Origin of the sequence: Streptomyces sp. PA03-6a, assembly GCF_033792765.1 — a bacterium.
Taxonomy (GTDB): domain Bacteria; phylum Actinomycetota; class Actinomycetes; order Streptomycetales; family Streptomycetaceae; genus Actinacidiphila.
This window is the reverse complement of sequence record NZ_JARAVK010000056.1, coordinates 20,385-43,957: the sequence shown is the minus strand read 5'-3', so window position 1 is coordinate 43,957 and position 23,573 is coordinate 20,385. Positions and strand designations below refer to the sequence as shown.

15 protein-coding genes and 2 pseudogenes are annotated in these 23,573 nt (G+C 72.6%); 9 read left to right on the top strand and 8 right to left on the bottom strand.

Annotated elements, in window-relative coordinates:
* Positions 1 to 36: 36 nt before the first annotated feature.
* Positions 37 to 933 (top strand): annotated as a pseudogene (locus tag PV350_RS16105) (chitinase); the annotation flags it as partial.
* A 108-nt stretch (positions 934 to 1,041) separates the two neighbouring features.
* Here PV350_RS16105 and PV350_RS16100 read toward each other — a convergent pair.
* Genes PV350_RS16100 through PV350_RS16090 form a run of 3 tightly spaced genes read right to left on the bottom strand, consistent with a single transcriptional unit; the run spans position 1,042 to position 3,115 of the window.
* Positions 1,042 to 1,446 carry a RidA family protein gene (locus PV350_RS16100; RefSeq protein WP_499513687.1) on the bottom strand — a complete coding sequence of 135 codons (405 nt, stop codon included), beginning with the start codon at positions 1,444 to 1,446 and terminating at the stop codon, positions 1,042 to 1,044.
* Positions 1,443 to 2,201: an IclR family transcriptional regulator gene (locus tag PV350_RS16095; protein ID WP_499513686.1), complete on the bottom strand. Its 759-nt coding sequence runs from the start codon at positions 2,199 to 2,201 to the stop codon at positions 1,443 to 1,445. Before PV350_RS16095 ends, PV350_RS16100 begins: the two co-directional genes overlap by 4 nt.
* Positions 2,198 to 3,115: a sugar kinase gene (locus PV350_RS16090; RefSeq protein WP_499513685.1), complete on the bottom strand. Its 918-nt coding sequence runs from the start codon at positions 3,113 to 3,115 to the stop codon at positions 2,198 to 2,200. The genes PV350_RS16095 and PV350_RS16090 overlap by 4 nt, the downstream gene beginning before the upstream one ends.
* A 113-nt stretch (positions 3,116 to 3,228) precedes the next feature.
* Between PV350_RS16090 and PV350_RS16085 the strand changes: the two are divergent.
* Positions 3,229 to 4,394: pseudogene (locus tag PV350_RS16085) on the top strand (alanine racemase).
* Positions 4,395 to 4,853: 459 nt separating this feature from the next.
* Positions 4,854 to 6,428: an N-acyl-D-amino-acid deacylase family protein gene (locus PV350_RS16080; protein ID WP_500334445.1), complete on the top strand. Its 1,575-nt coding sequence runs from the start codon at positions 4,854 to 4,856 to the stop codon at positions 6,426 to 6,428.
* Here PV350_RS16080 and PV350_RS16075 read toward each other — a convergent pair.
* Positions 6,349 to 8,151, bottom strand: a complete 1,803-nt coding sequence (locus tag PV350_RS16075; protein ID WP_500334443.1) for a P-loop NTPase fold protein — start codon at positions 8,149 to 8,151, stop codon at positions 6,349 to 6,351. The genes PV350_RS16080 and PV350_RS16075 overlap by 80 nt on opposite strands.
* A gap of 89 nt (positions 8,152 to 8,240) precedes the next feature.
* Here PV350_RS16075 and PV350_RS16070 point away from each other — a divergent pair, with 89 nt between their 5' ends.
* Both PV350_RS16070 and PV350_RS16065 read left to right on the top strand, forming a co-directional pair.
* Positions 8,241 to 9,452: a pyridoxal phosphate-dependent aminotransferase gene (locus tag PV350_RS16070; RefSeq protein WP_500334441.1), complete on the top strand. Its 1,212-nt coding sequence runs from the start codon at positions 8,241 to 8,243 to the stop codon at positions 9,450 to 9,452.
* Positions 9,453 to 9,534: 82 nt separating this feature from the next.
* A complete protein-coding gene (locus PV350_RS16065) occupies positions 9,535 to 9,936 on the top strand; it encodes an SCO4983 family protein (RefSeq protein ID WP_499513680.1) in 402 nt (133 codons plus the stop codon).
* A 188-nt stretch (positions 9,937 to 10,124) separates the two neighbouring features.
* Here PV350_RS16065 and PV350_RS16060 read toward each other — a convergent pair whose 3' ends face one another.
* Positions 10,125 to 11,936: a phosphoenolpyruvate carboxykinase (GTP) gene (locus PV350_RS16060; protein WP_500334439.1), complete on the bottom strand. Its 1,812-nt coding sequence runs from the start codon at positions 11,934 to 11,936 to the stop codon at positions 10,125 to 10,127.
* Positions 11,937 to 12,191: 255 nt separating this feature from the next.
* Here PV350_RS16060 and trhA point away from each other — a divergent pair, with 255 nt between their 5' ends.
* Positions 12,192 to 12,893 carry a PAQR family membrane homeostasis protein TrhA gene (trhA, locus tag PV350_RS16055; protein ID WP_499513678.1) on the top strand — a complete coding sequence of 234 codons (702 nt, stop codon included), beginning with the start codon at positions 12,192 to 12,194 and terminating at the stop codon, positions 12,891 to 12,893.
* 263 nt (positions 12,894 to 13,156) lie between these two features.
* Here the strand turns inward: trhA and PV350_RS16050 are convergent, their stop codons facing one another.
* The gene (locus tag PV350_RS16050; protein WP_500334437.1) at positions 13,157 to 14,323 is read right to left on the bottom strand and encodes an acyltransferase family protein; all 1,167 of its coding nucleotides are present in this window, start codon (positions 14,321 to 14,323) and stop codon (positions 13,157 to 13,159) included.
* A gap of 222 nt (positions 14,324 to 14,545) precedes the next feature.
* On the opposite strand from PV350_RS16050, the gene PV350_RS16045 reads away from it, so the two are divergent.
* Positions 14,546 to 16,087 carry an MFS transporter gene (locus tag PV350_RS16045; RefSeq protein WP_499513677.1) on the top strand — a complete coding sequence of 514 codons (1,542 nt, stop codon included), beginning with the start codon at positions 14,546 to 14,548 and terminating at the stop codon, positions 16,085 to 16,087.
* A complete protein-coding gene (locus PV350_RS16040) occupies positions 16,084 to 16,695 on the top strand; it encodes an acyl-CoA-like ligand-binding transcription factor (protein WP_500334435.1) in 612 nt (203 codons plus the stop codon). The genes PV350_RS16045 and PV350_RS16040 overlap by 4 nt, the downstream gene beginning before the upstream one ends.
* Positions 16,696 to 16,804: 109 nt before the next feature.
* On the opposite strand, the gene PV350_RS16035 is transcribed toward PV350_RS16040, so the two are convergent.
* Positions 16,805 to 18,835, bottom strand: a complete 2,031-nt coding sequence (locus PV350_RS16035; RefSeq protein WP_499513675.1) for a thioredoxin domain-containing protein — start codon at positions 18,833 to 18,835, stop codon at positions 16,805 to 16,807.
* 138 nt (positions 18,836 to 18,973) lie between these two features.
* Between PV350_RS16035 and PV350_RS16030 the strand changes: the two genes are divergently transcribed.
* The gene (locus tag PV350_RS16030; RefSeq protein ID WP_499513674.1) at positions 18,974 to 19,972 is read left to right on the top strand and encodes a helix-turn-helix domain-containing protein; all 999 of its coding nucleotides are present in this window, start codon (positions 18,974 to 18,976) and stop codon (positions 19,970 to 19,972) included.
* Between the two features lie 60 nt (positions 19,973 to 20,032).
* Here the strand turns inward: PV350_RS16030 and PV350_RS16025 are convergent, their stop codons facing one another.
* Complete coding sequence (locus PV350_RS16025; protein ID WP_500334433.1) at positions 20,033 to 23,350, bottom strand: S8 family serine peptidase; 3,318 nt, start codon at positions 23,348 to 23,350, stop codon at positions 20,033 to 20,035.
* Positions 23,351 to 23,573: the final 223 nt, after the last annotated feature.

The following is a 23,573-nucleotide window of genomic DNA, read 5'->3' as shown; positions in this document are numbered from 1 at the left end:
TAGCCGGTGAGGACCTGCTTGGGCAGCGAGCCGACGCCCACCGGCGGCGGCTCGCTGCCCAAGCACGTCCTCACCGGCTACTGGCAGAACTTCAACAACGGCGCGACCGTCCAGACCATCGCCCAGGTCCCGGGCCAGTACGACATCATCGCGGTGTCGTTCGCCGACGCCACGACCACGCCCGGCGCGGTCTCCTTCACCCTCGACCCGGCACTGAACTACTCCGTCGGCCAGTTCAAGACCGACATCGCGGCGAAGAAGGCGGCCGGCAAGAAGGTCATCGTCTCCGTCGGCGGCCAGAACGGCACGATCAGCGTCACCGACTCCGCCTCGGCGAACAACTTCGCCAACAGCGTCTTCTCGCTGATGCAGACCTACGGTTTCGACGGCGTCGACATCGACCTGGAGAACGGGATCAACGCGACCTACATGACGCAGGCGCTGCGCTCCCTGTCGGCCAAGGCCGGCTCCGGGCTGGTCATCACGATGGCCCCGCAGACCATCGACATGCAGTCGACGTCCTTCGGCTACTTCCAGACCGCCCTGAACATCAAGGACATCCTGACCGTCGTCAACACCCAGTACTACAACAGCGGTTCAATGAACGGCTGCGACGGCAAGGTGTACTCGCAGGGCACGGTCGACTTCATCACCGCCCTGGCCTGCATCCAGCTGCAGAGCGGTCTGGCGCCCTCGCAGGTGGGTCTCGGCCTGCCGGCGTCGACCCGGGCGGCGGGCAGCGGCTACGTCTCGCCGACCGTGGTGAACAACGCCCTGGACTGCCTGACCAAGGGCACCAACTGCGGTTCCTTCAAACCCTCCACCACCTGGCCGGGGCTGCGCGGCGCGATGACCTGGTCCACCAACTGGGACGCGACCAACGGCAACGCCTTCTCGGGCACCGTCGGCCCGCACGTGCACGGGCTGCCGTAACCGGCGGGACCGTCACCGACGCACCGCGCCCCCGGGAGAGGTCCCGTCCCCCGGGGGCGCGGTGTCACATCGGACCACCGGACCCACCGCGCCGAAGACGCCGCCCGGTCAGTCCAGGACCGCGAGGGCGTCGATCTCGACGAGCAGTCCGGCGGGCAGGCCGACGTAGACCGTCGTACGGGCGGCGGGGGCGCCCTTCAGGCCCGCGAAGAACTCGTCGAAAAGGGCGTTGAACTCGGGGAAGTGCGCGGTGTCGGTGAGGTAGACCCGGATCATGACGACGTCCTCCCAGGACGAGCCGCCCTCCTCCAGCACCGCCTGCACGTTGGCGAGGGTCTGCAGGGTCTGCTCCCGCAGCCCCGGGCCCACGGGCGCGGGCGCCTGACCCGGCACGGCGGGGCCGAAGCCGACCTGACCGGCCACCTGCAGGACGTTGCCCTTGCGGACACCGTGGGAGAACCTGGCCGGCGGGGTGGTGTGGCCGGCCGGGGTGATCGCGGTCTTCTCGCTCATCTGGTTCCTTCGCTCGGTCTTCCGGAGTACTCGCGGCTGATCGCCTCCGCGGTGCGCCGGACCTGCGGGCGCAGCTTCAGCAATTCCTCCGCGCTGACGACCACATTGGGGGCGGAGAGGGAGCAGGCGGCCATGACGCGCCCGTCGGCGCCGCGGATCGGCGCGGCCACGCAGTTGATGGACTCCTCGTGACCGCCCAGGTCGCTCGCCCAGCCCTGCTCGCGGACCCGGGCGAGTTCGGCGAGGTAGGCGGCGGCGTCGGTGGTCGAACGCGCGGTGTAACGCGGGTACTCCAGGCCCTGCGCGACCGCGCGCCGCTCCGCCTCGGGCAGGTCGGCCAGGAGCAGCTTCGCCACGGCGGCCACGGTGATGGCGACGGGCTTGCCGATCCGCGAGTACATGCGGACCGGGTAGCGGCTCTCCACCTTGTCGATGTAGACGACCTCGCCCTCCTCGTACACCGCGAGGTGGACGGTGTGCCCGGTCAGTTCGCCCAGGGCGGCGAGGTGGGGGTGGGCGATGCCGCGGACGTCCAGGTTCTCCATCGCCTCCTGGGCGAGGGCGAACAGCCGGGTGCCGAGGCGGTAGCGCTGGTCGTCCTGGCGGTAGACCATGCCGTGCTCGTGCAGGGTGCGCAGCAGCCGCAGTGCGGTGGACTTGTGCACGTCCAGGCGGGTGGCGACCTGTTCGAGGTTGGCGGGCCCCTCCGCGAGCAGGGGCAGGATGCGCAGCGCGCGGTCCACGGTCTGGCTCATGCGCGCAGTCTCCCCCATGCCCCGTCACCGAGGGTGGCGAGGGAGTCGCCCCGTACCCCGATCACCGCGGCGGCCAGGGCGTGGCCCCGGGCGAGCCGCTCCCGCAGCGGGAGCGTGCGCAGCGTCGCCGACAGGAACCCCGCGGCGAAGGCGTCTCCGGCCCCGACGAGGTCGACGACGGGCGTGTCCGGCGCGGGCACGAAGACCCCGTCGGCGCCGTCCTCGTACGCGGTGGCACCGTGCGCGCCCTGCTTGACGACGAGGACGGCGGGACCGGGCAGGGCCTCGCGCACGGCGTCGGCGTCCGGCAGGCCCCAGGCGGCCTCGGCCTCGTCCTCGCCGACCAGGACGAGGTCGCAGCGGGCGGCGAGCCGGGCCAGCCGTACCGGGTCGGCCGAACGCCACAGGGCGGGGCGGTGGTTGACGTCGAAGGAGACCAGCGGACGGCCCGGAGCGGTAGCGGTGAGCTCGTGGACGAGGTCCGCGCACCCCTCGGAGAGCGCGGGCGTGATGCCGGACAGGTGCAGGACCCGGCCGGCCCAGGCCTCGTGGCGGGCCACGTTGCCCGGGCCCATGGCGGAGGCGGCGGAACCCGCCCGGTAGTAGGCGACCTCGCCGTCGCCGGTGCGGAAGTAGACCCCGGTGGGGCGGTCCCGGTCGCGGCGCACCCCCGAGACGTCCACGCCGGCCGCGGCGATCGTCGCCACCAGGTGGTCACCGAACGGGTCGGCGCCCACCCGGCTGATCCAGCGCACGGCATGGCCGAGACGGGCCAGCGCGCAGGCCACGTTGGACTCCGCGCCACCCGTCCCCCGGTCGAAGGCGGCCGCGTCGGCGAGGCGCTGCCCGGGCACGGAGGGGACGAAGGTGACCATGGACTCGCCCACGCACACGACGTCCACGGTCCCGGTCACTTCCGCTCCTCTCCGCGCACCGTTGACCCGGTGCTGGCCGGGATGTTAGACAGCGGGAAACACGGTACGCAACGGTCGTTGCACATATTGCAACGGCGGTGGACGGAGGCGGGATGGACCAGGTCACGGGCATCGGCGAGCTGCACCGGGAGCGGGTGGACCACCGCTTCAAGGGACTGCCGCCGGACGCCGACGGCCTGACCGTCGGCGAACTCGCCGCCGAGCGCCGCACCGTCTTCGACGGCGGCTTCACGACCCCGCTGCTCACGCTCTCCGAGCCCGCCCTGGAGCACAACCTCGCCCAGCTCGCCGACTGGACCGGCAAGCACGGCCTCGCCTTCGCGCCGCACGGCAAGACCTCCATGGCGCCGCAGCTCTTCGCCCGCCAGCTCGCCCACGGCGCGTGGGGCATCACCGCCGCCACCCCGCACCAGGTGCGGGTCTACCGGGCGTTCGGCGTGCGGCGCGTCTTCCTCGCCAACGAGCTCGTCGACGCGGCCGCGCTGCGCTGGCTGTCCCGCGAGCTCGCCGGCGACCCGGAGTTCCGCTTCGTCTGCTACGTGGACTCCGTGCGCGGGGTGGAGCTGATGGACGCGGCCCTGACGGCGGTCGTGGACGTCGTCGTCGAGCTCGGCGCGGAGGGAGGACGCACCGGCGTGCGCGGCCCGGAGGAGGCGGCGCGCGTCGCCGACGCGGTCGCCGCGGCGCGGCACCTGCGGCTCGTCGGCATCGCGGGTCCGGGGCCGGGGAGATCGTGGTGAGCGCGGGCGGCAGCGAGTGGTTCGACGCCGTGGCGGACGCGTTCGGCACGCTCGGGGACCTGTCCCTGCCGGTGCTCGGGCTCCTGCGGTCCGGGGCGTACGTCACGCACGACGACGTCCACTACCGCGATCTGACGCCGTTCCACGACCGCATCCCCGCGGAGGGGTCGCTCGAACCCGCCTTCCGCCTCTGGACGCAGGTGCTCTCCCGGCCCGAGCCCGGCCTCGCCCTCCTCAACGCGGGCAAGCGCGACGCGCCGTACGACCTCGACCTCCCGGTGCCGCAGCTCGTGCGCCGCGCCGACGGTTCCGCCGTCCCGGCGGCCGGGCTCACGGTCACGAAGCTCGCCGACCAGCACGCGTTCGTGGACGTCGCCCCCGGGGCGCGGGACCTGGCGGTCGGCGACTGGGTGGGGCTGGGGGTGTCGCATCCGTGCACGGCGTTCGACAAGTGGCAGCTCATCCCTGTCGTGGACGCGGGTGGGGTCGTCACGGATTTCGTCCGCACGTTCTTCTGACGGCCCGGTTGTTTGTGTGCGGGTTGTTTGCGCCTGCGGCGGGCATCCCCCACCCTGCCGCGCCGGCGCACGCCCCCAGCCTTCGGCCGGGGGGACCCCCATGGGGGCACCCCGCCACACCCCCTCCTGCCGTTGGGGCGACTAGCGGCCAGTGGGGGGTAAGAAGGCGGTCCGGGGCTGCCGCAAGTGCCTTACACCCCCCACCGGCCGTCATGCGCCCATACGACGGGAGGGGGTGTGGCGGGGTGCGCCCGGAAACGACGAGCGGCGAACCCGGTACGCAACGATGTGGGGGTAAACCGCGAGCGTTGAGGACGTGCGCCGGCGCGGCACCGACCCAGGCACACGGTGCGAGGCCCGCACTGACCGCGCCGGGCAATCGGGCGGGCGGCGGGGAAACCGTCAACCCCGACCACAACGGTGCCGCAGACGAAGAACCCGCACAAAGGAGACGCACGGATGGAGTTGGCGATTCGCGGCGCGACCGTCGTGGACGGGTCCGGGGGGACCCCGGCGTACCGGGCGGACGTGCGCGTCGTGAACGGCCGGATCACGGAGATCGGGACGGTGCGCGGCGCACGCCACACGCTGGACGCCCGCGGGCTCGTGCTCGCCCCCGGGTTCATCGACATGCACGCGCACAGCGACCTGGCCCTGCTCACGGACCCCGCGCACGAGGCGAAGGCGGCGCAGGGCGTGACCCTGGAGGTGCTGGGCCAGGACGGGTTGTCGTACGCCCCCGTGGACGACCGCACCCTGGCCGGGCTGCGCCGCCAGCTCGCGGGGTGGAACGGCGACCCCGAGGGCCTGGAGTACGACTGGCGCAGCGTCGGCGAGTACCTGGACCGCCTGGACCGGGGCATCGCCGTGAACGCCGCGTACCTGGTCCCGCAGGGCACCGTGCGGATGCTGGCCGTCGGGTGGGAGGACCGTCCGGCGACCACGGCGGAGCTGGACCGGATGAAGGAACTGGTCGCCGAGGGGCTGGCGCAGGGGGCCGTGGGGATGTCGTCCGGGCTGACGTACACCCCGGGGATGTACGCCTCGGGCGCCGAGCTGACCGAGCTGTGCCGGGTCGTGGCCGCCCACGGCGGCTACTACTGCCCGCACCAGCGCAGTTACGGCGCCGGCGCGCTCGAGGCCTACGCCGAGATGATCGCCGTGACCCGGGAGGCGGGCTGCGCCCTGCACCTGGCGCACGCCACGATGAACTTCGGCGTGAACGCGGGCCGTGCGCCGGAGCTGCTCGCGCTGCTGGACGAGGCGCTCGCCGCGGGGGCGGACGTCACCCTGGACACGTACCCCTACCTGCCGGGCTGCACGACGCTCGCGGCGACCCTGCCGAGCTGGGCGACGGAGGGTGGTCCCGAGGCGACCCTCGCCCGGCTCCGGGACGACGCGCAGGCGGAACGCATCCGGCACGCGATGGAGGTGGAGGGGTCGGACGGCTGCCACGGCGTGCCCGTGGAGTGGCGGACGCTGGAGGTCTCCGGGGTGCGCGAGCCTGCCCTGGCGGGCCATGTGGGGCGCCGGCTGCCGGACTTCGCTACGGCGCGCCGGCTGCTGCTGGAGGACCGGCTGGGCACGACGGTCCTCCAGCACGTGGGCCACGAGGAGAACGTCCGGGCGATCATGCGCCACCGCGTCCACACCGGCGGCAGCGACGGCCTGCTCGTCGGCGACAAACCGCATCCCCGCGCGTACGGCACGTTCCCGCACTACCTCGGCCACTACGTGCGCGAGCTCGGGGTGCTCGGCCTGGAGGAGTGCGTCGCGCACCTCACCGGACGCCCCGCGGCCCGGCTGGGGCTGCCGGACCGCGGCCTGGTCCGCGAGGGCCACCGTGCGGACCTGGTGCTGTTCGACCCGGGGACGGTCGCCGCGGGCGCGACGTACGAGGCGCCGCGCACGCTGCCCACCGGCATCCCGTACGTGCTCGTCGACGGGCGGTTCGTCATCGAGGACGGCCGCCGTACGGACGTCCTGGCGGGACGCTCGGTGCGGAGTCGGGCTGCCGCAGGACGTGGTCGATGAGGTCGCGCAGCGCGGCGGGTTCGCAGACGAGGCCGAGGGCGCCGGCCCGGCGGGCGCGCTCCTCGCGCTCCGGGGCGACCCAGCCCGCGTAGAAGAGCGCGGGGCCGGTGTAGCGGCCGGTGCCGCGCAGGTGCTCCAGGTCGGTGAAGCCCGCCTCCGGGTCGCCGTGGCGCTCGATGTCGGAGATCAGCAGGTCCGGGACGGCGAGCGGCAACCGCTCCTCCGCACCGGCGCGGTCCTCCACGACCTCGACCTCGGCGCCCTTGTGCCGCAGGGCCCGGACCTCGGTGGCGACGGTCCCGGGGTTGTCGTCGATCCACAGCACGCGCAACCCGGTGTACGGGCCGTCCTCCGGGGCCCGGGGAGGCTCGGGTGCGGCCTGCGGGACGGCCTGGTCCAGGTCGACCGTCGTGATCACGGCGGCCAGGGGGGAGCGTCGCAGGCGGTGGACCAGGTCGGCGGCCTCGGGCATGCGGACGAGGTCGTCGACGAGGGAGGTGAACGCGCGGTCCGCGACCAGCGCCGGGAAGGACGGGGGGAGCTGCCGTTCCAGTTCGGCCAGGGCCCGGGCGCGCTCCTCCGGTCCGGGGTCGGCGGCGAGCGGCACCTCGTGCTCGGCGAGGAGGCGGCGCACCAGTGCGTCGCCCTGGCCGGTGGGGACCGCGGGCGAGCGCAGCAGGCGCCGCACCGCCCGGTAGTCCAGGAACTCCTGGATCGCGTCGTTGCCGCGTCCGCCGACCAGCACGCCGTGGAAGTCGCCGTACAGGTACTGCAGCAGGAGCATGCGGAGCATGACCTCGGGGCCGAAGTCCTGCCAGACGGGGTTGAGTCCGGCCTCCAGGACGAATCCGTTGAGCAGCCTCTTGACGCGGCGTGGATTGCCCCCGGTGCGTTCGGCGAGCAGGTTGACGTGGGTGTCGTCGAGGAGCGCGCCGATGCCGGCCCGTTCGGCGCATCCGCGCACGTATCCCTCGATGTCCTCGGGGGGCGGTACGCGGTAGTTGGTCTGGAAGACCTTCTCCATGAAGGCGGAGCCCGCCGGGGACAGGTCGCCGAGCAGGCCGCCCGGGGACAGCGCGGAGCGGTCGCAGCCGATGACGAAGGCCACCCCGGGAACGTCGAGGTAGACCTTGACGGCCTCGCAGACGGCGAGCACGGTCTCCTCGGCGCAGCGGTCGAGGTCGTCGATGAAGACGACGAGCAGCCGGCGCGGCGCGTGCTCGCCGGTGTCGGCCCACTGCGTCGCCAGGTCCCGCAGGGCGTCGCGCATCTCGTTGCGGGCCTGGGCGTTGACGGAGAGGCTGCGCCACAGCTCGTCGACCAGGCCCGCCGCACCGAGCGGTCCGGCGAGCAGCGTGGCCGCGGCCCGCAGGGTCCGCAGCAGGGCACGGTGCTCGGTCGCGCGGTGCAGGGCGCGGCGCAGCAGCCGGCGGTCGAACTGCGTCAGGACGGACTTGATCAGGCCTTCCAGGGCGTCGGCACCGCGTGAGGTCCAGGCGTTGTACCAGACGGTGTGGACGTCGGCGGTGTCCCGGAGCTCGGCGTCGAGCAGGCGCATCAGGCTGCTCTTGCCCGTCCCCCATCCGGCGTCGACGGCGAGGGTGAACGGGGTGGATCCGCGCGAGTCGAGGAGCAGCCGGGCGAGTTGCCGCGCGGCGCGCCCCGCTCCGAGGAGGTCGTCGTCGGCACTGGCGACAGGTTCGTCGTTGAGTAACGAGAACATGCGGCGAGAGTAGCGGCATGTCACCATTCGGCGCATACGTGGCCAAGAACACGGGGCGGTCCCCGGTACCTGCCCGTAAGCTCACGGACATGCAGGTGATCCAGTCCACGAAGCTCTCCAACGTCTGCTACGACATCCGCGGCCCGGTGCTGGAGGAGGCCATGCGGCTGGAGGCGGCGGGTCATCGCATCCTGAAGCTGAACACCGGCAATCCCGCCGCCTTCGGTTTCGCGTGCCCCCCGGAGATCCTCGAGGACATGCTGCGCAGCCTGGGCGGCGCGCACGGCTACGGCGACTCCAAGGGCATCCTGCCGGCGCGGCGGGCGGTCATGCAGCACTACCAGACCAAGGGCGTCGAGCTGGACGTCGAGGACATCTACCTCGGCAACGGCGTCTCCGAGCTGATCCAGATGTCGATGCAGGCGTTGCTGGACGACGGCGACGAGGTGCTGATCCCGGCCCCCGACTACCCGCTGTGGACGGCCGCGGTCTCGCTGTCGGGCGGCACCCCGGTGCACTACCGCTGCGACGAGCAGGCGGACTGGTTCCCCGACCTCGCCGACATCGAGCGCAAGATCACCGACCGCACCAAGGCGCTGGTGATCATCAACCCGAACAACCCGACGGGCGCGGTCTACGACGACGAGCTGCTGCGGCAGCTCACCGACATCGCCCGCCGCCACAACCTGATCGTCTGCTCGGACGAGATCTACGACAAGATCCTCTACGACGGGGTGACCCACACCCCGACCGCGGTGGTCGCCCCCGACCTGCTGACGCTGACCTTCAACGGCCTGTCGAAGGCCTACCGGGTGGCCGGCTACCGCAGCGGCTGGCTCGCGGTGTGCGGCCCGAAGGAGCACGCGACCAGCTACCTCGAGGGCCTGACCATCCTGGCGAACATGCGCCTGTGCGCGAACGTCCCCGCCCAGCACGCGGTGGCCACCGCCCTCGGCGGCCGCCAGTCGATCAAGGACCTGGTGCTGCCGGGCGGCCGGCTGGCCGAGCAGCGGGACGTGGCGTACGAGCTGCTGACGCAGATCCCCGGGGTGACCTGCGTGCGGCCGAAGGGGGCGCTGTACGCGTTCCCGCGGCTCGACCCGAAGGTCTACAAGGTCAAGGACGACCAGCAGATGGTGCTGGACCTGCTGCGGGCCGAGCGGATCCTGGTGGTGCAGGGCACCGGCTTCAACTGGCCGGAGCCGGACCACTTCCGCCTGGTCACGCTGCCGGCGAAGGAGGACCTGGCGGACGCGGTGGGCCGGATCGCGCGCTTCCTGGACGGCTACGGGCAGCCGTAGCCCGGGCCGATACCTCGAAAAGCTCCCTCCTTGGACTGAGTCCAAGGTAGGATGTACTCCTGATTGCAGGAGGAGTGCACCCATGTACGAACCGATCCGCACCAAATCGGTCCATACGACGGCGGCGCCCACCTCTCCGCGACGCAGTCGTGACGAGGAGCTGGACCTCCAGCTCGCCGGACACCTCGCCGCCCTGCTCACCGTCACCGACGAGCTGCGGGCGCTGGAGTGCAGCCCGGACCTCGACCGTGCCGCGGAGCAGCTCGCCGAGGCCGTGGCGGGCCTGCACCACGGACGTCCGCCGCTGCGGCTCTCCCCGGCTCCGGCCGGACGGGGGCGGGCGGAAGCGGCCCGTGTGGCGGCCCTGCACCGGAGAGCCCGCGCGCTCGCCGGCCGGGCCCTGGTGGTCGCCGAGTCACGCCAGAACGCGGAGGCCGCGGCGCTCGCCGAGCGCCACATCGCGGTCCACACCGCAGCCGCCTAGGAACCGCCCGAGGGCCGGGACCGGAGTTCGCGCTTCCGGTCCCGGCCCCCGGTGTGAGGGTCGGCGCGGCCCGCCCGTGGGGCGATGGTCAGGGTCGGGGATCCCACGACCGGGCCATGCCCACCACCGGGCCGCCCGCCCGCGCCGCACGCACGGGGAGGGTCGGGCCGCCCGGATTCCGGTGGGGCCTAGTCCAGACGCTTGACCAGGGCCCGGTACTCGTCCCACAGCTCCTTCGGCGTGTGGTCGCCGAAGGTCTCCAGGTGGGACGGGATGAGGGAGGCCTCGTGCCGCCAGGTGTCGACGTCGACCGAGAGCAGCAGGTCGAGGTCCGCCTGGGAGATGTCCAGACCGCTGGTGTCGAGGGAGCCCTCGGCCGGCAGGACGCCGATCGGGGTCTCGACGCCCTCGGCCTGGCCGTTGAGGCGCTCGACGATCCACTTCAGCACGCGGCTGTTCTCGCCGAAGCCCGGCCACACGAACCGGCCGTCCGCGTCCTTGCGGAACCAGTTCACGTAGTAGATCTTCGGGAGCTTGCCGGCCTCGTGCTTCTGGCCGAGCTTGACCCAGTGACCGAAGTAGTCGCCCATGTTGTAACCGCAGAACGGGAGCATCGCGAACGGGTCGCGGCGCAGCTCGCCGACCTTGCCCTCGGCGGCGGCGGTCTTCTCGGAGGCGACGTTGGCACCGAGGAAGACACCGTGCTGCCAGTCGAAGGACTCGGTGACCAGCGGTACGGCCGAGGCACGGCGGCCGCCGAAGAGGATCGCCGAGATCGGCACGCCCTTGGGGTCCTCCCACTCGGGCGCGATGGTCGGGCACTGGCTGGCCGGGACGGTGAAGCGGGCGTTGGGGTGGGCGGCCGGGGTCCCGGACTCCGGCGTCCAGGAGTTGCCCTTCCAGTCCGTGAGGTGGGCCGGGAGCTCCTCGGTCATGCCCTCCCACCAGACGTCGTTGTCGTCGGTGAGGGCGACGTTGGTGAAGACCGAGTTGCCCCACAGGGTCTTCATCGCGTTGGCGTTGGTGTGCTCGCCGGTGCCCGGCGCGACGCCGAAGAAGCCCGCCTCGGGGTTGATCGCGTAGAGGCGGCCGTCCTCGCCGAAGCGCATCCAGGCGATGTCGTCGCCGATGGTCTCCACGGTCCAGCCGGGGATGGTCGGCTCCAGCATGGCGAGGTTGGTCTTGCCGCAGGCGCTCGGGAAGGCGGCGGCCACGTACTTGGCCTCGCCCCGCGGCGGCGTGAGCTTGAGGACGAGCATGTGCTCGGCCAGCCAACCCTCGTCCCGGGCCATGACCGAGGCTATGCGCAGGGCGTAGCACTTCTTGCCGAGCAGGGCGTTGCCGCCGTAGCCGGAGCCGTAGGACCAGATCTCACGGCTCTCGGGGAAGTGCGAGATGTACTTGGTGGAGTTGCACGGCCACGGGACGTCGTCCTGGCCGGGCTCCAGCGGGGCACCGACGGAGTGCACGGCCTTGACGAAGAAGCCGTCCTCGCCGAGCGCGTCCAGCACGTCCTGGCCCATGCGCGTCATGGTCCGCATGGCGGTGGCGACGTACGCGGAGTCGGTGATCTCCACGCCGATCGCGGACAGCTCAGAGCCGAGCGGGCCCATGCAGAACGGGACGACGTACATGGTGCGGCCGCGCATGGCACCGCGGAAAAGACCCTGCTCCCCCGTGAAGATCTCCCGCATCTCGGCGGGGGCCTTCCAGTGGTTGGTCGGGCCGGCGTCCTGCTCCCGCTCGGAGCAGATGAAGGTGCGGTCCTCCACACGAGCGACGTCGGTCGGGTCGGAGGCGGCGTAGTACGAGTTGGGGCGCTTGATCGGGTCGAGCTTCTTGAAGGTGCCCTTCGAGACGAGCTCGTCCGCGAGGCGCTGGTACTCCTCCTCGGAGCCGTCGCACCACACGATCTCGTCCGGCTGGGCCAGCTCGGCTATCTCGCCGACCCATGCGATCAGGTCCTGGTGATTGGTGGGAGCCGCATTGACGCGCGCCACGATCGCTCCGTTCCGCCCGGTGTGCACTCACCTGGCGTCAGATTCCGAGGGTGTGTTGTCGGCCCCTTGGGGGCTGCGACCCGGATGCTGCTGTCGTGGGATGCTCATCCGGTGCCGTCCGCACTCATATGAGTATCAGGACAGGAAACGCGATCTGTCCAGGGCGCGTGGGGTGAGCATCGCCACTCCCAACGTCCGGCGACACCCCCGTACTACGGATCGGTAACCTACGCAACCGTAGCTAGCATTGCTTTCATGAGCTCCGTGGACGAGACTCCCGTTGTGCCCGCCGCCCTTGAAGAACTCGCATCCGCTGCCGCCCCCTTGAAGCCCAAGCTGAGGGGGTGGCTCCATGCCGGGATGTTCCCCGCCGCCCTTGTCGCCGGGGTCGCCCTGACCGCCTTCGCCGAGAGCACCCGCGGGCGGATCGCCTGCGCCGTCTTCACGCTCACCGCCTGCGCGCTGTTCGGCGTGAGCGCCCTCTACCACCGCGGCGACTGGGGTCCCCGGGCCTCGGCAGTGCTGCGCCGGCTGGACCACGCGAACATCTTCCTGATCATCGCGGGGACCTACACGCCGTTCACGCTCCTGCTGCTGCCGGACGGCAAGCAGGAGGTCCTGCTCTGGCTCGTCTGGGCCGGGGCCCTGGCGGGCATCGCGTTCCGGGTCTTCTGGGTGGGCGCGCCGCGCTGGCTCTACACGCCCTGCTACATCGCCCTCGGCTGGGCGGCGGTCTTCTTCCTGCCCGACTTCATGCGGAAGGGCGGCATCGCGGTGCTCGTCCTGATCGTCGTGGGCGGCCTGCTGTACAGCGTCGGAGCGGTGATCTACGGGACCAAGCGGCCCAACCCCTCGCCCCGCTTCTTCGGCTTCCACGAGGTCTTCCACTCGTTCACGCTGGCCGCGTTCATCGTGCACTACGTCGGCATCTCGCTGGTGGCCTACAACCACGCCTAGGCCGTGTCGTCAAAGGAGCGCCGGCCGCCCGGAGGGCGGGCCCAGCGGCGTCTGGTGCGGTGCATCGTAAGGCGGAGAGTCGTCCTCGTAGTGGGCTACTCGGACGATTCGACAACGCAGCGAGGTGCCGTGCCAGGCACCGCTGGGCAGGCGGGACTTTGACGACACGGCCTAGCTCCCCCGCCCGCCGAACGCCGGGGCCCCGACGCGAACGCCCCCCACCCGACTGCGGGTGGGGGGCGTCCGGCATCCCGGGGCGGCCGTCAGACCCTGCGGCGCCAGCGCTCGGGGATCCAGCGGGTCAGCAGGCGGTTGGCGGGCTCCTCGACGAAACGGTGGAGGGCCCAGGACATCGCGAACACGACGACGGCCATGCCGATCATGCTGAAGAGCGCCGAGTTCTCGTCCGGGATCCTGCCCCACCTGTAGGTGGAGAACCGGCTCACCGCGTGGTGCAGGAGGTAGAAGCTGTACGACCACATGCCCAGCGAGATCAGCAGCGGGTTGTGGAGCACGCTGCGGTGCCCCGCGATGTCCCGCTGGACGAACGCGACCATGATCAGGACGGCGAGAACGGCGATGACCGGGCGCAGCGTGTAGTCCAGCTGCGCGTCGTACCCGCTCGACAGGTGCGCACGCAGCTGCACGTAGGCGTAGACGTAGGCGAGCAGCAGCGCCACGGGCACGAAGGGCCGCAACGGGATCCGCCACCCGCGGCGGATCAGCAGGGCCATCGTCATGCCCAGCAGGAACTCGGGCAGGTACACCGCCGGGTGCCGCATAATCCAGCGCGCCATGGGCCCGTCCAGCGTCGCGGAGGCCCACCAGTCCACCGCCCACATCCCGACGAGGCCGGCGACCGTCACGGCGACCAGCAGGGGCGTGCGCAGCCGGACGACGACGCGGGCGAGCAGCGGGAACAGGGCGTAGAAGAGGACCTCGACGCCCAGGGTCCAGGTCACCGGGTTGCCGGGCAGCGTGGGCGTGGCGTGCGGGAACCAGTTCTGGACGAAGAACAGCGAGGCGATGACGTACTTCCAGTCGATGGGCACGTGTGCCTTGACGTAGAAGACGTAGATGGCCGGCACGGCGGCGACCAGGGCCGCCGGCCAGATGCGCGCCACACGCCGCCAGTAGAACGCGACCGGATGCTCCTGCGGCTTGAACACCCAGGTCAGCAGGAAGCCCGAGAGGACGAAGAAGAAGGTCACGCCGTGGGCGCCCATCTCCGAGTACGGGAAGATCGCGGGGGCGCGTCCGTAGCCCGTCGCTCCGCCCAGCCCCGTGAAGTGGTGCGCGAACACGGCGAAGGCGGCGAAGAACCGCAGACTCGTCAGCGAGTCGAGCCGTGACGGAAGTACGGATGCGCGCGGCGCGGACGACGTGGGCTTGGCTTCCCGGTCGCTCCGGGAGGCATCTACGACTGGCACTTGATCTTCTCTGATTCTTCCGAAGGACACCCTGGCGTCACCGGGCACAAGGGTCGCATTTTCCTATCACCCCAGCGGGCCGTGTCAAGGCGACGCCGGGCTTCCGCACGCCTGAGGGTGACAGTTACTCTTTTTTGAGAGTCACTGTCATTTGACGGTGACTTTCCGATGCTGCCCCGGTACCCGGTCAGCCGGTACCCCTGCCCGCAGGAGGAGATCCCCATGACGACGACGGCCGATCCACGGCGCTGGTGGGCCCTGGGGGCCCTGGTGGCGAGCATGCTGGTGCTCGGCTTCGACATGACGATCCTCAACGTCGCACTGCCGACCATGGCCGCGGAGCTGGGTGCGGACACCGGCGACCAGCAGTGGATCGTCGACGGCTACACGGTGGTCTTCGCCGCCGCCATGCTCCCCGCGGGCCTGCTGGGCGACCGCTGGGGACGGCGGCGGATGCTCGTCGCCGGACTCGGGATCTTCCTCGCCGGTTCGGTGCTCGGCGCCCTGGTGGACAGCCCGGGACCGGTCGTCGCCGCCCGCACGGTGATGGGCCTGGGCGCAGCACTCGTCATGCCGCTGGCCCTGTCCGTCCTGCCCTCGCTGTTCGGGCCCGAGGAGCGCTCCAGGGCGGTCGGCGCGGTCACCGCCGCCATGGCGCTGGGGTTGCCGCTCGGGCCGGTCATCGGCGGCACCCTGCTCGACCACTTCTGGTGGGGCTCGATCTTCGTGGTCAACATCCCGCTCGTCGTCCTCGGCATCGCCGCCTGCCTGTTCCTGCTGCCCGAGACCAGCGACCCCGCCACGCCCCGCGTCGACCCGCCCGGCACCGTCCTCGCGGTGGCCGGGCTCGGCGCGCTGGTCTTCGGCATCATCGAGGGGCCGCGCCGGGGATGGGGCGACCCGCTGGTGCTGCTGACGCTGTTCTCGTCCGTCGCGCTGCTGACCGGGCTGGTGCTCCGCGGACGCCGGCTGGAGCGGCCCGTGCTCGACCTCGGTCTCCTGCGGCAGCGGGGCTTCCTGTGGAACGCGGTCGCCGCGACGCTGGTGACCTTCATCCTCACCGGCCTGCTCTTCGTCCTGCCCCAGTACCTGCAGGCCGTGCTCGGCAACGACGCCCTCGGCACCGGCGTACGGCTGCTGCCGATGATGGGCGGCCTGCTCGTCGCCGCCCGGGGCAGCGCGCCGCTGGTCGCGCGGTTCGGGCCGCGGCCGGTCGTCACGGCGGGGCTGCTCCTGCTCACCGCGGCCGCGGCGCTCGGCAGCCGCACGGACGTCCACGACGGCTACGGGGCGACCGCGCTGTGGCTGTCCGTCACCGGTTTCGCCTTCGGCTTCGCGATGATCCCCGCCATGGACGCGGCGCTGGGCGCGCTGCCCGGCGACCGCGCGGGCAGCGGCTCCGGACTGCTGATGACCCTGCGCCAGACCGGCGGCGCCATCGGTGTCGCCCTCCTGGGCAGCCTGCTGGCGGGCGCCTACACCGACCGTCTCGCCACCACGGGCCTGCCCGCGGCGGCCGCCGACGCCGCCTCGGGTTCCGTGGGGGCCGCGCACGCGGTCGCGGCCGCCCTCGGCGACCCGGCGCTCGCCGCCTCGGCGGACGCGGCGTACGTGCACGGGATGGACCTCGCCCTGCTGGCCTGCGCCGCCGCCTCGCTCGTGGCGGCCGTGCTGACCGCGCTCTTCCTCCCCGACGCCCGCACCGGCCAGGAGGTGCCCGGCACCGCGCGGATGGCCCCGCCCGCCGTCGATGCACGACAATGACGAGCGTGACCGTACCGACCAGACCGAGCCTGCGCGAACGCAAGAAGATCCGGACCCGGCGGGCCATCCGCCGCGCGGCCTACCGGCTCTTCGAGGCGCAGGGGTACGACGGCACCACCGTCGAGCAGATCGCGGCCACGGCCGAGGTCTCGGCCAGCACGGTCTTCCGGTACTTCCCCACCAAGGAGGACATCGTCCTCTCCGACGAGTACGACCCCGTCATGGTGGCCGAACTGCGCGCCCGCCCGGCGCAGGAGCCCATCGTCGCCTCGCTGCGGCACGCCCTGCTGGGCCCGCTGCGCGAGATGCTCGCCGACGAGGGCGAGTTCGAGGAGATGCGGCAGCGGCTGCGGCTGGTGCGCTCGGTGCCCGCCATCCGCGCCCGCATGGGCGAGAACATCCAGGAGTCCAGCCGCCTGCTGGCCTCCGTCACCGCCGAGCGCCTCGGGCGCCCCGCGGACGACTTCGAGATCCGGGTCGTCGTCGCAGCGCTGATCGGGGCCTGGTCCGAGGCCGTCTTCCACTGGCTCGACTCGGACGGCACCGCCGACCTCGCCGCCGTCCTCGACCGCTCGCTGGACCTCCTCGCGGCCAACCTCTGCCGCTGACGATCGGGATGCCGCTCAACGACGTTCCGCGCAAGGCCGGTTCACCGACCGGCCTTGCGCGCGCGGGAGGTGCCGGCGAACTCCGCGCGGCCGCACGACGCGACGCGCCTCAGCGGGCGCCCAGTTGCTCCGCCAGGGCCTGCGGGTCCGCGGTCGGCGCCGCGCACACGAAGTGCCGGCAGACGTAGGCCGCGGGGCGGCCGTCGAGCAGCGGGCGGTCGGCCAGGAGGACGTACTCGTCCGTGGCGGGCTCCCCCACCGCGACCACCGCGCCCGGGGCGGTGCCCAGCAGCGCGGTGCGGTGCAGCGCCGCCGTGCCGGCGTCGCCCGCGGGGCCGACCACGGCGACCTCGCGCGGGCCGTCGAGCGCCGCCTCGGCGACCGCCAGCCCCCAGCCGATGAACCGCGGCACCCGTCCGGCGAGGGCGCCCACGACGCCCAGCGCCCGTTCGGCGGCCTCGCGGTGGCGGGACGAGCCGGTGTACGCGGCGTACGACAGCAGCGCACCGGCCGCGGCCGTCCAGCCCGAGGGGGCGGCGTTGTCGGTCGGGTCCTGCGGGCGGCGGATCAGCGTCTCGGCGTCGTCGGCGGTGTCGTAGAGCGTGCCGTCCTCCCCGGTGAAGTGCCTCAGCACGGAGTCGAGAAGGAGGCCGGCGAGGTCCAGCCACACGCCCTCGCCGGTCACCGCGGCGAGCGCGAGGAAGCCCTCCGCGACGTCGGCGTAGTCCTCCAGCACGCCGGCGTTGCCGCCCACCGTGCCGTCCCGCGAGGTCCGGGCGAGCCGGCCGCGGGCGTCCATGTGGACCCGCACCAGCAGGTCCGCGGCCTCGACGGCGGCCGCGACCAGGTCCGGGCGCTCGAAGTACGCGCCGGTCTCGGCGAGCGCGGCGACCGCCAGCCCGTTCCAGGCGGCGACGACCTTGTCGTCGCGGCCGGGGCGGGGCCGTCCCTCCCGGGCGGTGAACAGCCGCCGGCGCACCGATGCGATCCGCCCGGCGTCCACGAAGCCGCCGTCGGCGGGGAGTTGGAGCACGGACGCGCCCTCCTCGAAGGTGCCGTCCTCCGTGACGCCGAAGTACTCGGCGGCCAGCGCCGCGTCCTCCTTGCCGAGGACCTCCTCCAGCTCCGCCGGCGTCCAGACGTAGAAGGCGCCCTCGCCGTGGCCGCCGCCCGGCTTGTCGCTGTCCGCGTCGAGCGCGGAGGCGAAGCCGCCCTCGTGGGTGCGCAGCTCCCGGACGAGGAAGTCGGCGGTCTCCAGGGCGACCCGGCGGGCCAGGTCGGAGCCGGTGGCGCGCCACAGGTGGGCGTAGAGCCGGCAGAGCAGGGCGTTGTCGTAGAGCATCTTCTCGAAGTGCGGCACGACCCACTTGCGGTCCACGGAGTAGCGCGCGAAGCCGCCGCCGAGCTGGTCGTAGATGCCGCCGCGGGCCATCGCCTCGCAGGTGTCCCGCGCCATCTGCAGGGCGCCCTCGGAGCCGGTGCGGGCGTGGTGCCGCAACAGGAACTCCAGGGCCATCGACGGCGGGAACTTCGGCGCGCCGCCGAACCCGCCGTACGAGGGGTCGTAGTCCCGGGTGAGCCCCAGCAGTGCCGCCGCGAGCTGCTCCTCCCCAGGGGCGGCCGTCCCGCCGAGGGTCAGCGAACGTCCGCCCAGGTCCTTCACGATGCTCGCCGCGACCGCCCCGACCTCCTCGCGCCGCTCGCGCCAGGCGGCCTCGACGCCCTCCAGCACCTGCCGGAAGGAGGGCGAGCCGTGCCGCGGGGCGGGCGGGAAGTAGGTGCCGAAGTAGAACGGCTCGCCCTCCGGCGTCAGGAAGACCGTCATCGGCCAGCCGCCGTGCCCGGTCGCCGCCTGCACGGCCTCCATGTAGACGGCGTCGACGTCGGGGCGTTCCTCGCGGTCGACCTTCACCGACACGAAGTGCTCGTTGAGGTACGCGGCGGTCGCCTCGTCCTCGAACGACTCCCTGGCCATGACGTGGCACCAGTGGCAGCTGCTGTACCCCACGCTGAGCAGCACCGGCACCCCGCGGTCCCGGGCCTCCGCGAAGGCCCCCTCGCCCCACGGCCACCAGTGCACCGGGTTGTCGGCGTGCTGCAGCAGGTACGGGGACGTGGAACCGCTCAGTCGATTGACCATGCCCCCAGCCTCACACATCGCGCCGTCCGGCGTCCCGTCCCCGCGCGGCGAGCCCGGTTGCCCGCGGCAACGGACGTTGTCCGCAGCCGTTCGTGCTGATGGAATCGACCGGCGGACGGTGCTGCGAGAGGGGCCGACATGCTGGAGACGGTGGGCCTCACGGCCGCCGAGGCCGAGGTGTACCGGCTGCTGCTCGTCACCGAGTCGGCGTCCGCCGAGGAGATCTGCGGACGTACCGACCTCGGCCCCCCGGCGGTCGGGCGGCTGCTGCTCGCGCTGGAGGCCAAGGGACTGGCGTACGCGCTGGAGGAGAGCCCCGGCGCGTACGCGGTGATCCCGCCGGAGGTCGCCCTCGTACCCCGGCTGCAGCGCCACGCGGAGGCACTGGAGCAGGACCGGGCGGTCGTGCTCGGGCTGGTGGAGACCTACCGCCGCAGCGCGCGCTCCTGGGGGGCGGGGGAGGCGATCGAGGTCATCAGCGGCGCGGCGGCGCTGCGGCAGCGTCTGCGGCAGCTCCAGGACGGCGTCCGCCACGAGATGCTGTGGTTCTGCAAGGCCCGCCACGTGGCGATGCCCGCGGGGAGCAACCGCGAGGAGTACGACGCGCTGGGCCGGGGCGTGCTGTACCGGGTCCTGTACGAGCAGGCCTACTTCGACGACCCCGGTGCGGTGGACAACGTCGTCAAGGGGGTGCGCGCCGGCGAGGTCGCCCGGGCGGTGCCCAGGCTGCCCCTGCGGATGGCGGTGGCCGACCGGTCGCTGGCCGTCCTCCCGCTGTCCTCCGCCGGTACGCCGGCCGGTCCGCGGGAGCTCAAGACGGCGCTGGTGCGCGAGAGCAGCCTGCTGGAGGCGCTGATCGACCTGTTCCAGCACTACTGGGAGGTCGGCGCGCCGCTGCGGGTGACCGAGGAGGGGCAGATCGGCGGTGCGGGCCCGGAGGATCCGGCGGCGCCGGTCGCGGAGGACCGGCACCTGCTCTCCCTGATGGTCGCCGGCATGACCGACGAGGCGATCGCCGGGCAGTTGCGCGTGAGCAAGCGCACCGTCCAGCGGCGCATCCAGGGGCTGATGAGCCTCGCGGGCGTCGCCACCCGCATGCAACTGGGCTGGCACGCGGCCCGCCGCAACTGGCTCTGAGCGGAAGGCGGTGCGGGCCCGCCGGAGGGGTCCGGCGGGCCCTGCCGTGCCGTTCGGCGGCTACTTCAGCAGGTAGGCCTTGATCACGGTCTGCTTGAAGGAGTTGCCCGCGGCGTCCTCGACGTAGGTGCGGAGGCTGACCGAACCGCCCGAGGAGCGGCGCGGGTGGTCCACGGTCACGGTGCGCTTCGTCCCGGAGCCCTTGACCTTGGCGGTGTGCCAGGTCCTGCCCTCGTCGTAGGAGACCTCGACGGTGAAGGTGCGGACCGGGGACTCGGGTGCGCCGACCGCACGCTGGACCAGGGCCGGGATCTCGAACCGGCGGCCGGCCCCGGCGCGGTTCCACTCGTCCAGCCGGGGCGACATGAGCACGGCCATCATCGGCAGTGCCTGCCGGGTCGCCGTCGTCTGCGACCGGAACCGCCACTCGGACTTCAGACGCGTGGAGATGGTGCTGGGGACGAGGTCGCGCTCCTGCTCGAACGTCGCGACGTAGTCGGCGGGGGTGACGTCGGCCGGCACCGTGGCGAACCCGCGGTTCGTCGAGACGACTTCACCGTTGCGTCGCAGCTCCCACTCGGGCCGGCTGCTGGACGTCGTCCCGGCCACCACGTCGAGGTTGCCGTTGGCGGCGTCCTGGATCGCGAACGTCATGGCGTCGCCCTCGCGGGAGGTGATCATCACCTCGGGCGAGAAGCCCGAGCCCTGGACGCCCTGGTTCCAGCGCTCCTCGAAGGTTCCGGCCTTGTAGCTGTGCAGGCGGCTGAGGAAGCTCTGCCCGTGGGCGTCCGGCCTGGTGAAGAAGTTCTGCTCGAAGACGCTCTGCCAACGCAGGTCCCCGGACGGCGAGAAGTAGTCCACCCGCCGGTTCGGGAGCGGGAGTCCGTCCATCCCGTGGACCCAGCGGAGCTTGCCGAGGGACAGCCAGACACTGCGGTACGCGGTGGTGTCCGGCGCGGTGGCGGCGAGGGTGCTGTTGACCGTGGCCAGCTGCGACGTGCGGGGGCGGTAGCCGGGATCGGCCGGGATCGCCCCGCGCACCGGACGGGTGAGGTAGTAGACCGAGGAGGGGTTACCGTCGGCGCCCGCGGGATCGACCCAGATGGTGCTGACCAGGTAGGTGAACGCCGAATCCTTGGACGTCGCCGTCGGGACGGCGTACACGTTCGTGATGCGGTCGCCGCCGATCGCGTCGTTCACGGGGACGGAGAACAGGTTGCCGTCCAGGGCTATGGTGCCGACCTCGGCGTACTTGATGCGGGCCGAGCGGCTCGGGGCCGAGACCGTGACGGGCTTCGCCTTCCGGGCGTCGATGGCAACGTCCCGGTCGGCGCTCATCACGACCTTCGGCGCGCCCACCACGGTGGCCTCGGTGTACTCCGCGTCGAAGAGGAAGCCGTTCACGGAGTAGGTCCTGCCGTCGCGCGGCACCCTCAGCTCGGTGCCGGACGTGCCGTGCAGCTCCACCTCGCGGACCTCGCCGTCGGCCGCGGTGACGAGCAGGTAGGCGTGGGCGGGGGCCTTGCCCGCGCGGTCCTTGACGGTGAGGCGGAGGCTGTGCGAGGGCTGCTCGACGTCCATGCCGACCGGGACGCGCACCGAGACGGCCTGGTCGGCGGTGGCCGCGATGACCACGCCGCTGTACGCCGCGTAGGTCGTGGCGGTCTCCGGGGTCGCGGTGACGGTGACGTCGGCGGTGCCGTGGGCGGGCACGGTGACCTGGTCGGCGCCGAGCCGGAACAGGCCCTGCGGCGCGGGCTTGCCCGCGTCGTGGGAGACGTTGAGCGACAGGCCGAGGGTGACGGGCGCGCTGCCCGGGTTGCGGTAGGTGATCGTCTTCGTCACCGGCGGCCGCGGGCCGTCGGTCCAGCGGATCTGCCCGAAGTCCACCGCGGTGGTCCCGGCGGTGACCTGCTGGCCGACCGCGCGGGCGACGTCGACCCGGCCCGCGCCCTGGAAGTAGGCGCCGCGCTCCTTGCCGGCCGCCGTCGACTGCATCAGCTGGCGCTTGACCTGCTCGGGCGTCCAGTCGGGGTGCTGCTGGAAGAGGATGGCCGCGGCACCGGCGACGTGCGGGGTCGCCATCGAGGTGCCGTCCATCGCGGTGTAGCCGTCCTCGGCGGTCGTACCGCCCGCCCGTGCGGCGACGACGCCGACGCCGGGGGCGACGAGGTCGGGCTTGAGGCCGAAGTCGCCCACCCGCGGGCCGACCGAGCTGAAGTGGGCGAGCTCGTCGTCGAGGTCGGTGGCGCCGACGGCGAGCGCGCGGTCGGCGGAGGCGGGGGAACCGACCTTGCCGGGACCGCTGTTGCCGGCCGCGGCCACGACCAGGACGCCGTGGTCACGGGTGACGCTCTCGACCATGGCCTCGAGGGCGTCGGTCTCCGGGGTGTCGGTGTCGCCCAGGCTGAGGCTGATCACCTTGGCGCCGCGCTCGGCGGCCCAGGCCATGCCTTCGAGGACGTCGGAGTCGTCGCAGGAGCCGCCCGCGTTGCAGACCTTGCCCGACAGGATCCGCGCGCCGGGCGCGACGCCCTTGTACAGGCCGTCGGAGGCCGCGCCGGAACCGGCGACGGTCGAGGTGACGTGGGTGCCGTGGCCGTTCAGGTCGTCGGTGCCGGCCTCGGCGGTGAAGTTGGCGGACTCCTCGATGAGGCCACCCAGGTCCGGGTGGTTCGGGTCGTACCCGGTGTCGAGCACCGCGACCTTGACGCCGTCGCCCCGGTAACCCTTCGCCCAGGCCTGGGGTGCCCCGATGTGCGGCACCGTCCGGTCGAGCTGGACCTTGGAGCGGCCGTCGAGCCAGACCCGGCGGATGCCCGCGCCGAAGGACGTGGCGGCCGCCTTGGCGGGGGCGATGTCCTTCCAGAACTCCGCGGCACCCGCCCGGTCCTGGCCGAGGGTCGCGAAGGAGGTCCCGGCGATGGTGCGGACCCCGTCGGCACCGGCCGCGGTGAGCCGGCGTCCGGCGGTGCCCGCGTCACCCGCGTACTCGACGATGAGCGGCAGCCTCGACCGCTCGGCGTACTTCCCCCTGGCCAGGGCCGAGACGTTGAACAGCGCCTTGTCGAGGCGGTCCGCCGCGAGCAGGGGCAGCGCGTCGGCGGGTATGACCGACCAGTCGCCGCCGTTCTGGCGCTTGACGAAGGTGATGTGCTCCCGGCCCGCGGCCGGTTGGACCGAGACGCTCTGCCCGCCCGACGGGGCCGTCTCCAGCGTGACGCGGTCGCCGGTGATCAGGGTGATCTGGTGCCGGGCGGATCCGGTGGACCCGGCCGCCTCGCCCTGCACTGCCGCATCGGCCCGCTCGGTGCCCTGGGCCGCGCCGGGGGTGGCGGTCAGACCCGCCAGCAGCGCGGCGAGGGCAGCGGCCGCCACATACTGCGGCCGAGGGGTTCCGACCCTGGGCCGCCACCTGTAGTTCATCTGTCTCATGGGGCGACAGCGTGGCCCCGCCACCGGCGGCGGTCAGCACTTTCACCTGTCGGTCAGAGGACAAGTCACCTTTGCGCCACGGCGCATGAGCCGCAAAGGCGCCCAAAAGGCGTTCCTGCCGCCGCCCGGGCCGGGCCGTCCGGGCACGTCCGGGCGTGTTCGCCCG

Coding starts and splice junctions, on each gene's coding strand:
- PV350_RS16100 (WP_499513687.1), bottom strand. CDS start 1,446: ATGAGCGAGAAGACCGCGATCACCCCGGCCGGCCACACCACCCCGCCG.
- PV350_RS16045 (WP_499513677.1), top strand. CDS start 14,546: ATGACGACGACGGCCGATCCACGGCGCTGGTGGGCCCTGGGGGCCCTG.
- PV350_RS16030 (WP_499513674.1), top strand. CDS start 18,974: ATGCTGGAGACGGTGGGCCTCACGGCCGCCGAGGCCGAGGTGTACCGG.
- PV350_RS16035 (WP_499513675.1), bottom strand. CDS start 18,835: ATGGTCAATCGACTGAGCGGTTCCACGTCCCCGTACCTGCTGCAGCAC.
- PV350_RS16095 (WP_499513686.1), bottom strand. CDS start 2,201: ATGAGCCAGACCGTGGACCGCGCGCTGCGCATCCTGCCCCTGCTCGCG.
- PV350_RS16070 (WP_500334441.1), top strand. CDS start 8,241: ATGCAGGTGATCCAGTCCACGAAGCTCTCCAACGTCTGCTACGACATC.
- PV350_RS16040 (WP_500334435.1), top strand. CDS start 16,084: ATGACGAGCGTGACCGTACCGACCAGACCGAGCCTGCGCGAACGCAAG.
- PV350_RS16075 (WP_500334443.1), bottom strand. CDS start 8,151: ATGTTCTCGTTACTCAACGACGAACCTGTCGCCAGTGCCGACGACGAC.
- PV350_RS16080 (WP_500334445.1), top strand. CDS start 4,854: ATGGAGTTGGCGATTCGCGGCGCGACCGTCGTGGACGGGTCCGGGGGG.
- PV350_RS16065 (WP_499513680.1), top strand. CDS start 9,535: ATGTACGAACCGATCCGCACCAAATCGGTCCATACGACGGCGGCGCCC.
- trhA (WP_499513678.1), top strand. CDS start 12,192: ATGAGCTCCGTGGACGAGACTCCCGTTGTGCCCGCCGCCCTTGAAGAA.